This is a genomic window from Haloterrigena salina JCM 13891, assembly GCF_000337495.1.
GTDB classification, from domain to species: domain Archaea; phylum Halobacteriota; class Halobacteria; order Halobacteriales; family Natrialbaceae; genus Haloterrigena; species Haloterrigena salina.
Window position 1 is genome coordinate 75,110 of the sequence record NZ_AOIS01000051.1, and the last position, 12,486, is coordinate 87,595.

Here is a 12,486-nt window from a genome sequence, read left to right on the forward strand (position 1 = left end):
CGTAGGGCAGCGGGATCGAACGACACACCAAACCGAGAATCGGGTCCGACAGAGTCGAGAGAGAGCGAGAAGAGAAGGGGGTATCGTCGGACTCGCAGCTCAGCTGTCGTCGGAGCTGTTGTCCGAGAGATAGAGCGTCCGGTCGATGATGTCGACGGCCGCCTCGCTCCAGCGCTGGACGGCGTCGCCGTCCGAGTGGGGGATTTCGATGACGATCCGGTTCCGACCGATCGACACGTCGGCCTCGGGCGTCGCGTCGCGGTCGGCGAAGCTCCGCAGCTGGTACTGGAGCAGCCGTTTCGTCGAGCCGCTGATCTCGACGGTATCGGTCTCGAACTCGTAGGTTAGGACGGTGTTCTCGCCGCCGTCGTCGCGCTCCGTGCCGTCGGAAGCAGACCCGTCGCCGCCCTCGTCGGTCCCGTAGACTTCCGCCGAGACGTCGAACTGGTGGCTCGAGAGCTCCGGCGCCGGCGCCTCCTCGTTGATCGAGTCGACGGCCTCCTCGACCGTCACGTCCTCGAGGTCCTCGTCGTCGAACTCGAAGGCGGCCACGTCGCCGGTGAGCGGATCGGCCGCGTCGACAGTCGGCTCGTCGTCGGGCTGCTCCGTCTCGTCGTCCGAGACGGCGTCGTCGACGGTCTCCAGACCGGTTGCGTCCGGCTCGCTGTCCTCGCCGTCGGACGCGGCGTCCGTCTCGGCCTCTTCAGCATCCGTCTCGTTCGTCTCGTCAGCGTCGTCGAGTTCGAGGCCCGTCTCCGCCGTCGGCCGGTCGTCCGCAGCAGCGTCGTCGGCCTCGCTCTCGTCGGCTTCCGGCTCGGACGCCGCGTCCGACGGCGAGTCGGTCTCCTCGAACGCGAACGCGTTCGGAGCCGTCGCGTCGTCGGCACCGGACTCGAGCGCTTCGGCGTCGGTTTCGGTCCCGTCCTCACCGACAGTTTCGTCCTCGGCCGCACCGTCGTCTTCGTCCGAGTCGACGGCAGTGTCGTCCGTCTCGTCGATGTCCGCGTCGGCGTCGACCGAGGCCGCTTCGGGATCGTCGTCGTTCGACGCGTCGGCGGTCGTTGACGCTGCCGATTCCCGCTCGAGGTCGTCTTCGGACGTCTCGGCCGGCGGCGCCGCCACGACGGAATCGGTTTCGTCGGCCTCGGACTCGTCGGCGGCCGCGGCTGACGCGTCCGTCTCCTCCGTCGCGGTCGAGTCAACCGGCCCGGCGGCGATGACCGCGTCGTCCCGCTCCGAGCCGTCGGTTAGCTCGCCGGCGATCGTCGGTCCCGGGTTAGCAATCGCGTCGCGATCGAGCCGAACCGCGTACCACGCTGTCCCGTCGGATTGCGCGACGAACCGTCCCTGGTTGCGGGCCGCTCGGTCACTCGCCGTCTCGTCGGTCGCGCCGTCGCTGTCCGTCGCCGCCACGTGGCTGGAATCCGCATCCGGTTCGTCCGCCACGTCGGCATCGACGGCAGTCTCGCCGGCGTCAGCGTCGGCGTCAGTCGCTGTCCCGGTCGGTGCCGTCGACCGTTCGTCGGCGAGAGCCGCTTCAGCCGCGTCCGTTCCGGGCACCGTCGGGTTGGTCTCGAAGTCGGGCGACGGTTCGTCAACCCCGGCGACAGCAGCGCCGTTGGCCGACGTTTCGGCCTCGCCGGCGGCGGCTCGATCGGCAGCGCGAGCGTCGGCAGTTTCCGTTTCGACGCCGCCGGTACCGCGCGCCGCTCCCGTCGCGGTATCGGCTCTCGTCCGGTCCGTTCCGGCACCGGGAGCCGTCGCCGTCGTCGCGTCAGCGGCGGCGCCACCGTTCCCGTTGGTGGAGTGCTGGGCCGCCTGCTGCGGTTCTGCCGGCTGTGGCCCGCCGGCCGCTTGCGATTCCGGACTCTGTGTCGTCTGTGCTGTCTGGCCCTGCGCCTGTCCGGGGTTCGGGCCGGAGCTGATAGTCCCGCCATTGAGGTGCAGCTGCGTTCCGCCACCGCCACCGCCGCCGCGTCCGTTCGAAATGTTGTCCAGCGAGTGGCCGATATCCGTCAGATCGTCGTCGATATTGTCCTCCAGCTTGTCGATCTTGTCCCCGACGCTCCGTAACGCCAGCGCGACGTCCCACAGCACGACGACGCCGAAAAAGAGGAGCGCGAGGAAGACGGTGACGGCAGCTCCGCCGAGAAGCTCAGCATTGACTTCCATATATTGTACTCTCTAATCCGATAGGTCGTTCCGTATATAGTCCTTCTGCCGTAACACCAATATCCCTGGAGTACTTCGGTCCGAAGACGGGCGTTACACGCTATTTCTGGCGAGTACCCGTTTCCAGACTGACCGATATTATCACACTCTGGTCATTAGATTACAGCCGTGTCGACAGCATCGATAACTATCGTTATTTCGTGAGTGTTATCTCGAGCGAACGGTTCGGGACCTCCCTCGTCGCGACCGACCTACCGGCCCGGCGCGGATCCGATCAGACGGTGAGCCAGTCGGTCGGCGTCTCCCGATCCCTGAGTTCCCACCGCTGTTCGGCGACGCCGTCACGGACGCGAATCTCGACGACCGCGTCGAACAGCGGTTCGAAGAGGTGGACCGCTTCGTGGTCACGATCGAGCGGCAGGTGGTAGTGGCCCATCCCCTGGAGGGCGTCCACCCGCGACGTCGTCATGTGCAACAGTCGAAACACCTTCTCCGCCGTGTGTTCCTCGAGCAGCGCCACCAGCGAGTCGACGCAGACCCGCAGCTGGGACGGCTCGAGGCCGTCGGCGTCGCCCTGAAAGCCGTCGATCGCGTCGGCGATCTCGATCCCCAGCGACCCGAGTGGCGTGCGACCGCGCAGTTCGGCGTCCTCGGTTGCGGTGGGGTCGAGCGCCGAGTAGTCGATCGTTCGAACGGTCCCTTCGTCCGACTCGTCGTTCGCTTTCGCGAGCGACTCGCGTCCGTCGGTTACGAACAGTCGATATCGCGCGCCGTCCCCCGTCTCGCCCAGCAGCCGATGACAGAGCGATGTGTGCACGTCGGCCGTCTCCGCGCCGACGAGCAAGACGTTGCTCCCGTCGCGCTTGAGTCTCGCAAGCGTCTGGACGAAGTCGGCTTGCTCCACCGCAGCGCCCCCTCGTTCAGTTGTCATTCTTTTTATCGAGTCTCCGGTATTATAATAAATATTGTGGCCGGGATCCACCTACGCGATCACCGGACGAATAATAGCGATCGGTCCGATCGCCCGGCTTTTTGTTCCGGCCGCCGTAGCCGAACTATGGCCGATCCCGACGACGAACTCGCCGAGGCCGTCCGCGAACTCACACGGACGATCGAGGAACTCCGGTCGGAACTCGAGTCGACCCAGCGCCGGCCGCCGTTCCGCCCGCCGGCGCCCCGACCGCCGACGCCTCGGGAACTCCTCGCGTTCACCGACGAGGTCGCGATTCCCGCCGCGATCGCGGCCCTCGAGACCAGCGTCCGCGCGCTCAAAGGCTTCCAGCGAGCCCTGCAACTCGCCCGGACCGAACGGGACGTTCGCGACCGGACGACCGAAGCCACGCGGACCGCCGGGGAGCGCGCCGACGACCTCCGTCGATCAACGCTCTCCGGACTCGACACCGTCCTCGCCGAACTCCAGCGGGCGGCGTCGGACGGTGACCTCCCCGCCGACGAGGGTGCTCGCGAGTTGCTCTCGGAGGCCCGCGAACTGCGCGACGACGTCGACCGGCGACTCCGGGACGCCGGCGACGACCTCGAGCGCCGATCGACCGACGCGACGGACGCCGTCCGAATCGATATCGAGGACGGCGACCCGCTCGACGGCGCGTCGGGCGACGACGACCCGGAGTCGGACCCGGGCGTCGACATCGACGCCGAACTCGAGACCCTGAAGGATCAGTACGGGAACGATGACGCCGACGAGACCGACGCTGACGACTCCGGCGAGGACGATAGCGCTGAATCCGACACGTCTATCGACGACGGCGCCGCCGCTGATGACGACGATTCCGACTCGAGCGAAAACGGTTCCGACGCGGCCTAGACCGGCTGGAACCGGTAGCCGTCCCAGTCTTGACTCTCCGGTTCGCGGATGCCGGCGCCGGGCTCGCGGAGTTCCTCGACGTGGACGGGCTCGACCTCGTCACCGGTCTCGACGTCGTCAGTGGTCACCTGGCCGAGGGCGCGGACCGTCTCGCCCTCCACGTCGAATTCGACGATGGCGAGCGTGTTCGGTTCGCGAACGCCGGGCGGCGTCGCCGTGCTCGTGGTCCAGGTGACGACTTTGCCGGTGTACTCGCTGAGATCGATCGTGTCTACCGGCTCGGTGCCGCCGGGCCCGCGGGGGTGGCCGGGGTAGCTGATCGACCCGTCCTCGTACTCGTACGCTTCCATGGTCATCGTGCTGCCTCCATGATGGTGGTGATAACGCAGTTGCCGAAGCCGCCGACGTTACAGCAGAGGCCGACGTCCGCGTCGACCTGCCGCGGTCCGGCTTCTCCCATTAACTGTTCGTAGATCTCGACCCCTTGCGCGACGCCGCTGGCACCCAGCGGATGGCCCTTCGACTTGAGGCCGCCGGAGGTGTTGATCGGTAGTTCGCCCGTGTCGCGTTCGGTATACCCGTCCTCGACGAGTTCCCACGCTTCGCCCTGCTCGGCGAATCCGAGCCCCTCCATCTGGAGGAACTCGAGGATGGTGAACATGTCGTGGAGTTCGGCGACGTCGATGTCGTCGGGACCGTAGCCGCTCATTTCGTAGGCACCCCTGCCGCTCTCGACGACGCCGCCCATCACGGTCGGATCCTCCCGTTCGTGGACGACGTGGGTGTCCGTGGCGCCGTCGATGCCCGAGATGACGACGTAGTCGTCCGTGTACTCCTCGGCGACGGACTCCGGACAGAGCATCAGCGCCGCGGAGCCGTCCGTGATCGGACAGAAGTCGTACAGCCGGAGCGGATCGGCGACGATCGGCGACTCGAGGGCGGTCTCCTCGTCGATCTCCTTCTGGAACTGCGCGTTGGGGTTGTCGACGCCGTTCTTGTGATTCTTGACGGCCACCTTCGCCAGACTGTCCCGCGGCGCGTCGAACCGCTCTAAGTAGTGGCGGGCGGTGAGGCCGGCGAAGGAGGGGAGGGTGACGCCGTGTTTGTACTCCGCCGGATGCGTCAGCGACGCGATGACGTCGGTCGCTTCGCCGGTCGTCCGGTGGGTCATCTTCTCGCCGCCGACGAGCATCGTCATGTCGCTGGCGCCGCTGGCGACCGATTGCCAGGCGGCGTAGATCCCCGCGCCGCCGCTGGAACTCGTCTGGTCGACGCGCTGGGTGTACGCCGGCATCGCGTCGATGTCGTGGGCCAAGGCGTTGGGAATCCCGGTCTGGCCCTCGAACTCGCCGCTGGCCATGTTCGACACGTACAGGTGGTCGACGTCGCTGGCGTCGACGCCGGAATCCTCGAGACACTCGAGGCCGGCCTCCGCGAGGAGGTCGAGGACCCACTCCCCCTCGCGTTGCCCGAACTGGGTCATCGACGCACCGATGATTGCAACACGTTCCATAACCTAGGAGACTCGGGTCATCGATTTATAAGGTGGGGGTCCGGTGCGCTCGGGGAAAACGTCGCTCGCCGTCGCGACACCGATCCTTATGTGTCCGCAGTGATCGTTTTCGAACGATGGCGTTCGCCGAGCCCGCCGACCGCAGCGAGCCGACCCACGCGGTCCGCACCCGCTCGCGATCCGGCGTCAGCGATTGGGACGACGACGGCCAGCTCTCGGTCGAAAACCGCGTCGTCGACGTCGCGATGACGTACGGCGACGGGGTGCACCTGTGCCTCGATCGCTCGCTGCTGGAGCGGCGGGCTCCCGGCCGGCTGTCGACGGCTCGCGAGCGATTCGAACGGCTCCCGGACGACCGACGGCTCTTCCGAACCGACTCCCCCGAGTATCGGGCTCGACTCCCCGAGGACGCCGAGGCCGTCCGATCCTGTCTCGCGCTCGAGCCCGGCGACACCGACGTCTGGCTGGCTCGCCTGCACGGCATCGCGGCGCTCGCGGTCGTAACGGCGGACTCGTGGCTGTACCGTTCGGTCCCTCACCACGCCCACATCCGGGAACTCAACGCCGATGCCGCCGACGGACTGCTCGCGGACGTCGCCGGCGAACTCGCGTCGATCCCCGGCTCGGGGGTGGTCCCGACCGGCGCGCTGGTCGCGTGGTCCGCCGCCGAGTACCGGTACGAACTGACCTGGAACGCGCTCCGGCGCCGGAGCCCCGACGGCGAGAGCGACTCGTGGACCGCCGTCGACCTCGATCGGCTCCGGGGCGTCCGTCTGGTCCCCGAACGCGGCGAGATCCGGTTTCGATGGGGCTCGCAGGCGGAAACCGCCGCGTCCCCGTTTCGGCGCGCGCTCGCGTCCGCGGTCGATCGCCTGACGGCCGATCCGCCGACTCGAGTCGCGGTCGCGGGTTCCGAGACCGTCGCCGAGATCGCGGCGGCGCTCCGAGAGCTACGCGCGCAGTTCGGCTACGAGTTCGCGATCGACGACCGCCAGTCGGAGGGCTGAAAATTACCGCGTCAGGCCGATTCGGCCGCCGCCGTCCGCAACTCGCTGGCCCGCGAGCGCGCCTGCGAGACGATCGCCGGCCGGGCCTCGAAGGAGACGACGACGTCCTCGTCGCCGTAGGCGACCTCCTCGACGTTGGCGTTGTCGTGGAGCCACGAGACGACGCTCATCGTGTCGTCGGTCATCGGCAGGAGGAGCCGCTCCTCTTCCCAGTCGGGCAGTTCCTCGTCGATGCGCTCGAGCAGCGCGTCGACGTTCGTCCCCTCCCGACCGCTGACGGCGACGGGATTCGGGGCGAGCGAAGATAGGGCGTCGCGCTTCTCCGCGAGTTCCTCGTCGTCGACCTTGTCGATCTTGTTCAGCACCGTCACGATCGGCGCCTCGTTGCGCTCGTAGAGGGTGTCGTGGCTGGTGACGAGCTTCTCGTGGATCTCGTCGATCGGCTCGCTGACGTCGACGACGAGCAACACCAGATCGGCCCGGTAGACGGAGTCGAGCGTCGACTTGAACGACTCGACCAGCCAGTGGGGCAGATCGCTGATGAAGCCGACGGTGTCGGTCACCAGCACGTCGCGGGGCTCGATATCCGCGCGGCGGGTCGTCGTCCCCAGCGTCGTGAACAGCTTGTCCTGAGACTCGGCGGTCGCATCGAGATCCGGGTGGAGATCCTCGTTTTCCTCGACGGTGAGGTCGTCCGCGAGCTGCCGCAGCAGCGTCGACTTGCCGGCGTTGGTGTAGCCGGCCAGCGCGACCAGATCGAAGCCGGAGTCGCGCCGGCGCTCCCGGCGGTGTTGCTCGGTCTGCTCGATCCGCTCGAGCTCGTCTTTGATCCGGCTGATCTGATCCTTGATGTCCCGTTCGCGACTCTCGTCGTACTCGCCGAGCCCCATGAACCCGGGGTGTTCCTCGCGCTTGGCGAGGCTCGTCTTGGCTTCGGCGCGGGGCAGTTCGTACCGGAGTTCGGCCAGTTCGACCTGGAGCTGGGCCTTGCGGGTCTGGGCGCGCTGGCCGAAGATCTCGAGGATCAGCGTGAACCGATCGATCACCTCGACGCCTTCGGGGAGCAGTTGCCCGAGGTTGTACGTCTGGTAGGGACCGAGCCGGTTGTCGAAGATGACGGTCGTCGCGTCGGTCGCGACGACCTCGTCGGCGAGTTCCTCGGCTTTCCCCTCGCCCAGCTGGAGGGCGGGGTCGGCCTTCCGGGACTGGGTGATCTCACCGACGACGGTGTACCCCGCGGCCGCGGCGAGGTCGCGGATCTCACTCGTGTCGGGCGTTCCCGAATCGACGCGCTTGGCGATGATTGCTCTCATGCGGGTGGAAAGACGTGCTCGTAGCTCTTGCTCGGAGAAGAAGGCTCGAGACGACGCGAGACGGGTCGCTTGGCGACCCGACGGCCCGTCGGTCCCACGGGCTGGGTACGGCGGCTCGATACTCGCGATAGCGGCTGCCCGATCGCGCTACGGATGGCGGTCGAACACCTCCGTTACTGTTCGACGGATACGGCACATACCCGACCGTACGCCCCCGACGGTCTTGAATCCCGTGGCGCGTCCGCAGGCCATGGGGCGGAGTTCGACGCGCCGGAACGCGACTCGATCCGAAGCGAGCAGCGCGTCGCAGATCGAAGCGGACGTCAGCTATACAGAACATCACGAAGCCATAACAGTCATTGAAGACGACCCGAATACGACACCGTGATGCTAGACGTCGATCCGACGGGACTGGGCCTCGAGTTCGGGGGCAGCGCGGTCGTTGGTGGAGTACTCGGATTCGCCACGAAACAGATCGCGAAACTGCTCGCGATCATCGTCGGCGTCGAGTTGATGGCCGTTCGCTACCTCGAGTCCCAGGAAATCGTCACGGTCGACTGGAGCCGCCTCTCCGCGGGACTGCTCGAGACGGGCGACCGCGCCCAGGAGGGCGTTCACTGGCTCGTGTCGGCGCTCTCGATGGTCGCGGTCGGGGCTGGCTTCGCCAGCGGCTTCCTGATCGGCTACCACCGCGGCTGAAAAGGCCGCACTGCCCGCCGGAACGTCCTACCGCGTCTTCAGGTCGTCCTTGTCTTTGATGATCTCCGTCTCAGCCTCGCCGCTGGAGTGTTCGTTGACGACGTCGTAGAAGTCGTTTTGCATCCCCGCGGGGAAGGTGATGACGCCGACCCACGAGCCGTCGGCCTGCCACTCCTCGCGCTCTAAGTCACCGAACTGACGGACCTGCGCCTGCGCGCTGCCGGCGTACTCGGCGGGGATCTGCACGGCGATGGTCACCTCCTCGAATCGGATCGGGATGACGGGACGCAGGTCGTCGAGCGCGTCGTCGACCTGGCTCTCGACGGGTTCCATCGGATCGACCGTGAACCCGGCCTGCTCCAGAGCGTTCTCGATGCGCTCGGGCGGGTGGGGCGCGTTGTCCATCTGGGGGTTGACCGCGTTGCGCGCGATGGTGTCGATCAGTTGCTTGCGCTTCTGTTCTTGCATCTCGCGGCGCTGGTCGGCCGTGATCTGGATCTCCCCCTCCTTGATCACTTCGGGGATGATCTCGAGGGGATCCGTCGTATCGAAGACCGTCTCGAGGTCGTCCTCGGCGGGACGGTCGCCCCGCGACGCGTCCTCGAAGACGTCCTCGGCGGCGATCACGTCCTCGAGGTCGCCGTCGAACTCGTCGCGTTTGATCTCCAGTGCCGCGTCCGGGTCTACGAGCACTTCGAAGCGCGCCCCGTGTGACTCGAGTCGCGCCGTCACCGCCTCGTCGAGCGATATCATATCGGTTGCTTCCCCCGCCAATGAAAAGAGTGTTTCCCGATATTACGGCGCGGGTTCCGGGTTCGACCCCGCTTCGAACCGGCGACAGCCGGTCGTCCGGTCGGTCGAGGCGAGCCGTCGCTCACGAACGCCGCCGCTGAGCGGGTACGGATCCGGTCGTCCATCGTGCGCGAGTGCAGGCAGACGGTGGATAGTTCGCACGCTCACGCGCACGGATTGAACGGGAAAAGCGAATCGTTCCGTGGGTCGAACCCGTCGTCGACGCGCGGGACGAAGGCGGTACTCGAGTCGAAATCGAGCGAGTCGGAGTCGGTTACTCTTGCTCTTCGTCGTCCGCGGCGGCGTCGTCGCCCTCGTCTAAGATATCGTTCTCTTCGAGGTGGGACTCGATCCGGTCGTAGTCGAACTGCTCGAAGGATTCGGTCTCGACGTCGACTGTCGCGAGGCCGACCTCGGTCGGGAGGAGCGAGCCGTCGTTGACCGACGCGAGGGCGTCGAGCGCGAGCGCGATGCCGCCGTCAAGGTCGGCTTCCTCGTCGTAGTTCTCCTCGAGGTAGTCCTGGAGTTCGCCGCGGTCGGCGCCGACGGCCAGGGCCTTCCACTCGTAGGGCGTCCCCGAGGGGTCGGTCTCGAACAGGCGCGGTTCGCCGTTGTCGATGCCGCCGACGATCAGCGCGACGCCGAACGGACGGGCGCCGCCGACCTGCGTGTACTGCTGGATGTGGTCGGTGACCTCCTTGGTCAGCGTTTCGACGCCGATCGGTTCGCCGTAGCGAAGCTGGTTGACCTGCGTCTGGCGGCGCGCGAAGTCGATCAGCTGGCGGGCGTCGGCGACGTGGCCCGCGCTGGCGATGCCGATGTGGTCGTCGGCCTTGTGAATTTTCTCGACGCTCGAGTCCTCGAGCAGCGGGGAGGGGACTCGTTTGTCGACGGCCAGCACGACGCCGTCGCTCGTTCGGACGCCGATGCTCGCCGTTCCTCGCTTGACCGCCTCGCGAGCGTACTCGACCTGGTAGAGTCGGCCGTCGGGCGAGAAGATCGTGATGCCGCGGTCGTACGCCTGCTGTTGGGCTTGTCCCTGCATAGTATCACGCTAAATCGTAATCGAGGTCTGTCGCACCCGCGAACGCCTCATCGAGTCGCACGTCTGCAACGCATTCCCGCAGAACGGCGACTCGCTCCTCGTTCCCGAACACGACGTTTCTCTTCTCGGAATCTTGCCCGCGGCGTCCTAAATACTTTTCTTCAGCGGCACGGATCGTACCACTGATACCGCAGACCCGTACGCCGACCGCAGCGCCGTCGATCTCGTCGATACAGGCGAGGGCCGCGCGGGCCGGTTCGGTCTCGCCGCGGCGGACGCGGACGATCGCCTCGCCGGTTTCGCCGGCGAATTCGAACCTGAGGACGGTCATATCGGCGTGGGCGCTGCCCGGATCCCCTAGCAGATTCTGGGCCGCGTACCAGCACTCCCGCTGGAACGCCCGGCGATCGATTGCGGCGTCGGGCCAGGTCTCGAGTTCGACGGCGAGGTACCGCCACCGCGGTTGGAGGTGTTTCGGGAGGTGTTTCATTCGTCCGCAGCGGGGTCGTCGGGATTGCCGACCTCGCCCTCGCCCTCAACCTCGGCGGCGTTTGGCGAGCGTTCGGCGACCAGCACGCCGACCTGGTCGTGGACGCGTTCGACGGCGGTCAGCGAGAAGCCGGCGTCAGTGAAGGCGTCGGCGAGCGCGCCGACCGTCGCGGGGTCGTCGACCTCTGGCGAGTAGAACGGCGCGTCGGAATCCGGCTCGCCGAAGAACATCACGTCACCGAGGACGAACTTGCGCGGCTCGAGACCGGCGATGACGTCGATCGCCTCGCGCTTTTCGTCGTCCGAGAGGTGGTGCATGGCGAAGTTCGAGGTGACGACGTCCACGCGAGCGGAGCGAGTGTGGGTTCGAGGCGTCTCCGACGACTCGGTGTCGACCGGGCCGTCGTACTCGGGCTCCCGGAAGGTGCCGTAGTCGAACTCGAGGTTCTCGAGGCCCTCCTCGTCGGCCTTGCGCTCGGCTTCCTCCATCATCCCCTCGCTGATGTCGCGGCCGACCACGCGGTCGGCGTCGGGGGCGAGCGCGAGCGCGATGGCGCCGGTCCCCGTCCCGAGGTCGAGAACGACGTCGTCCTCGCCGGGGGCGGCGTGTTCGATCACGAGGTTCGCACAGGCGCGGTACTCGTCGGACTTCGACTCGTCGTACTCGCCGGCCTTCTCGTCGAATCGGGCGGCGTGGTCTTCAAGGCTCTTCTTCATACCTGCCCCGTTCGACCCCGGGCTCAATGAACGACTCGGACTGGATGCGGCGGTTGCGCTCGGCGAGTCGCCCCCACTCTGCTAACCCTCGCTCGACGAACGCCGTCGAGAGGCCGATCTCCTCGCCGAGCGCCGTCAGTTCGCGGGGAGCACGCAACTCGAGGTGCGAGCGCGGGTTCGCGCTGACCACGTAGGGGGCGTCGTAGTGGCCGACGATCTCCTCGAGTTTGCGCAGCGACTGGAGAACTCTGACTCGACGTCCGCCGCTGGTCCGGAGCACCCCCGAGAGGTCGAACTCGAGGCGGACGCCGTTCTCGACCGCCGCCTTCACCAGCACGTGGTTCACGTCGCCGTTGTCGGCCATCGGGTGGGCCAGCACGTCGACCTTCTCGCTCTCGACGGCGAATCGGTTCATGGCGTTCGTCCCGCCGTGAACGCCGACGATCGTCTCGGTCGTCCGGTAGTTGCCGACGGAGCCGCTGGCCTCCTGTGGGTCGTCGGCGCGGATCTCGAGGCCCTCCACGACGTCGATCCCGTATGCCTCGCGGATCGCCTCGGCGTCGTAGTCGGCTCTCGAGTCGTGGTGGTTGCGCACGACCACGCCCTCGAAGCCGTAGTCGGCCGCCGTCTTCGCGAACCGGGCGACCGTGCTCTCTCCGTCTGGGTGGGCGTGGACGGCCTCGTACATACTCGAGTCGTCTCGCGGCGGCGACTTGGGGTTTGCGTCATGCGACGGTACTCAGCGTCGAGTCGTTCGCAAAATCACGTGGCCGGGAGCGTGTCTCGAGCGCTGCGAGAGACCCGCGACCCGGGGAAGGGCAGGCCATCGCCCGACGACCGCGAGCGAGGCCGAAGGCCGAGCGAGCGGGCCGACGACTGATGTGAGTGAGGACTAACAGGACGAACGGAAGGAG

General features: G+C 67.2%; 13 protein-coding genes. 3 read left to right on the forward strand and 10 right to left on the reverse strand.

The window, feature by feature from the left end; translation table 11 throughout:
- Positions 1-99: 99 nt before the first annotated feature.
- Both C477_RS15260 and C477_RS15265 read right to left on the reverse strand, forming a co-directional pair.
- A complete protein-coding gene (locus C477_RS15260) occupies positions 100-2,172 on the reverse strand; it encodes an ATPase AAA (RefSeq protein WP_008895412.1) in 2,073 nt (690 codons plus the stop codon).
- 274 nt (positions 2,173-2,446) lie between these two features.
- Positions 2,447-3,103 carry a DUF7504 family protein gene (locus C477_RS15265; RefSeq protein ID WP_049914577.1) on the reverse strand — a complete coding sequence of 219 codons (657 nt, stop codon included), beginning with the start codon at positions 3,101-3,103 and terminating at the stop codon, positions 2,447-2,449.
- 126 nt (positions 3,104-3,229) lie between these two features.
- Between C477_RS15265 and C477_RS15270 the strand changes: the two genes are divergently transcribed.
- A complete protein-coding gene (locus C477_RS15270) occupies positions 3,230-3,997 on the forward strand; it encodes a DUF7547 family protein (RefSeq protein WP_008895414.1) in 768 nt (255 codons plus the stop codon).
- Here the strand turns inward: C477_RS15270 and C477_RS15275 are convergent.
- Positions 3,994-4,353, reverse strand: coding sequence for an OB-fold domain-containing protein (locus C477_RS15275; RefSeq protein ID WP_008895415.1), 360 nt, complete (start codon positions 4,351-4,353; stop codon positions 3,994-3,996). The two genes, C477_RS15270 and C477_RS15275, sit on opposite strands and share 4 nt — an antisense overlap.
- Positions 4,350-5,510, reverse strand: coding sequence for a thiolase family protein (locus tag C477_RS15280; RefSeq protein ID WP_008895416.1), 1,161 nt, complete (start codon positions 5,508-5,510; stop codon positions 4,350-4,352). The genes C477_RS15275 and C477_RS15280 overlap by 4 nt, the downstream gene beginning before the upstream one ends.
- Positions 5,511-5,626: 116 nt before the next feature.
- On the opposite strand from C477_RS15280, the gene C477_RS15285 reads away from it, so the two are divergent.
- Positions 5,627-6,517, forward strand: coding sequence for a hypothetical protein (locus tag C477_RS15285; protein WP_008895417.1), 891 nt, complete (start codon positions 5,627-5,629; stop codon positions 6,515-6,517).
- Between the two features lie 11 nt (positions 6,518-6,528).
- On the opposite strand, the gene hflX is transcribed toward C477_RS15285, so the two are convergent.
- Entirely contained in the window at positions 6,529-7,830 is a 1,302-nt protein-coding gene (gene hflX, locus C477_RS15290) for a GTPase HflX (protein ID WP_008895418.1), read from the reverse strand.
- Between the two features lie 387 nt (positions 7,831-8,217).
- Between hflX and C477_RS15295 the strand changes: the two genes are divergently transcribed.
- Positions 8,218-8,529, forward strand: coding sequence for an FUN14 domain-containing protein (locus C477_RS15295; RefSeq protein ID WP_008895419.1), 312 nt, complete (start codon positions 8,218-8,220; stop codon positions 8,527-8,529).
- 27 nt (positions 8,530-8,556) lie between these two features.
- Here C477_RS15295 and C477_RS15300 read toward each other — a convergent pair whose 3' ends face one another.
- The 5 genes from C477_RS15300 to C477_RS15320 form a co-directional block, all read right to left on the reverse strand.
- Entirely contained in the window at positions 8,557-9,282 is a 726-nt protein-coding gene (locus C477_RS15300; RefSeq protein ID WP_008895420.1) for a ribosome assembly factor SBDS, read from the reverse strand.
- Positions 9,283-9,595: 313 nt separating this feature from the next.
- The gene (gene psmA, locus C477_RS15305; protein WP_008895421.1) at positions 9,596-10,366 is read right to left on the reverse strand and encodes an archaeal proteasome endopeptidase complex subunit alpha; all 771 of its coding nucleotides are present in this window, start codon (positions 10,364-10,366) and stop codon (positions 9,596-9,598) included.
- A 4-nt stretch (positions 10,367-10,370) separates the two neighbouring features.
- A complete protein-coding gene (locus tag C477_RS15310) occupies positions 10,371-10,856 on the reverse strand; it encodes an Rpp14/Pop5 family protein (protein WP_008895422.1) in 486 nt (161 codons plus the stop codon).
- The gene (locus C477_RS15315; protein WP_008895423.1) at positions 10,853-11,572 is read right to left on the reverse strand and encodes a class I SAM-dependent methyltransferase; all 720 of its coding nucleotides are present in this window, start codon (positions 11,570-11,572) and stop codon (positions 10,853-10,855) included. The genes C477_RS15310 and C477_RS15315 overlap by 4 nt, the downstream gene beginning before the upstream one ends.
- Positions 11,556-12,260 (reverse strand): RNase P subunit p30 family protein, encoded by a 705-nt coding sequence (locus tag C477_RS15320; protein WP_008895424.1) that lies wholly within the window; start codon positions 12,258-12,260, stop codon positions 11,556-11,558. The genes C477_RS15315 and C477_RS15320 overlap by 17 nt, the downstream gene beginning before the upstream one ends.
- Positions 12,261-12,486 lie beyond the last annotated feature (226 nt).

Excerpts from the sequence above, each read along its gene's own strand:
- hflX (WP_008895418.1), bottom strand. The coding sequence starts at position 7,830 with ATGAGAGCAATCATCGCCAAGCGCGTCGATTCGGGAACGCCCGACACG.
- C477_RS15315 (WP_008895423.1), bottom strand. The coding sequence starts at position 11,572 with ATGAAGAAGAGCCTTGAAGACCACGCCGCCCGATTCGACGAGAAGGCC.
- C477_RS15280 (WP_008895416.1), bottom strand. The coding sequence starts at position 5,510 with ATGGAACGTGTTGCAATCATCGGTGCGTCGATGACCCAGTTCGGGCAA.
- C477_RS15300 (WP_008895420.1), bottom strand. The coding sequence starts at position 9,282 with ATGATATCGCTCGACGAGGCGGTGACGGCGCGACTCGAGTCACACGGG.
- C477_RS15320 (WP_008895424.1), bottom strand. The coding sequence starts at position 12,260 with ATGTACGAGGCCGTCCACGCCCACCCAGACGGAGAGAGCACGGTCGCC.
- C477_RS15275 (WP_008895415.1), bottom strand. The coding sequence starts at position 4,353 with ATGACCATGGAAGCGTACGAGTACGAGGACGGGTCGATCAGCTACCCC.
- psmA (WP_008895421.1), bottom strand. The coding sequence starts at position 10,366 with ATGCAGGGACAAGCCCAACAGCAGGCGTACGACCGCGGCATCACGATC.
- C477_RS15260 (WP_008895412.1), bottom strand. The coding sequence starts at position 2,172 with ATGGAAGTCAATGCTGAGCTTCTCGGCGGAGCTGCCGTCACCGTCTTC.
- C477_RS15265 (WP_049914577.1), bottom strand. The coding sequence starts at position 3,103 with ATGACAACTGAACGAGGGGGCGCTGCGGTGGAGCAAGCCGACTTCGTC.
- C477_RS15270 (WP_008895414.1), top strand. The coding sequence starts at position 3,230 with ATGGCCGATCCCGACGACGAACTCGCCGAGGCCGTCCGCGAACTCACA.
- C477_RS15285 (WP_008895417.1), top strand. The coding sequence starts at position 5,627 with ATGGCGTTCGCCGAGCCCGCCGACCGCAGCGAGCCGACCCACGCGGTC.
- C477_RS15295 (WP_008895419.1), top strand. The coding sequence starts at position 8,218 with ATGCTAGACGTCGATCCGACGGGACTGGGCCTCGAGTTCGGGGGCAGC.
- C477_RS15310 (WP_008895422.1), bottom strand. The coding sequence starts at position 10,856 with ATGAAACACCTCCCGAAACACCTCCAACCGCGGTGGCGGTACCTCGCC.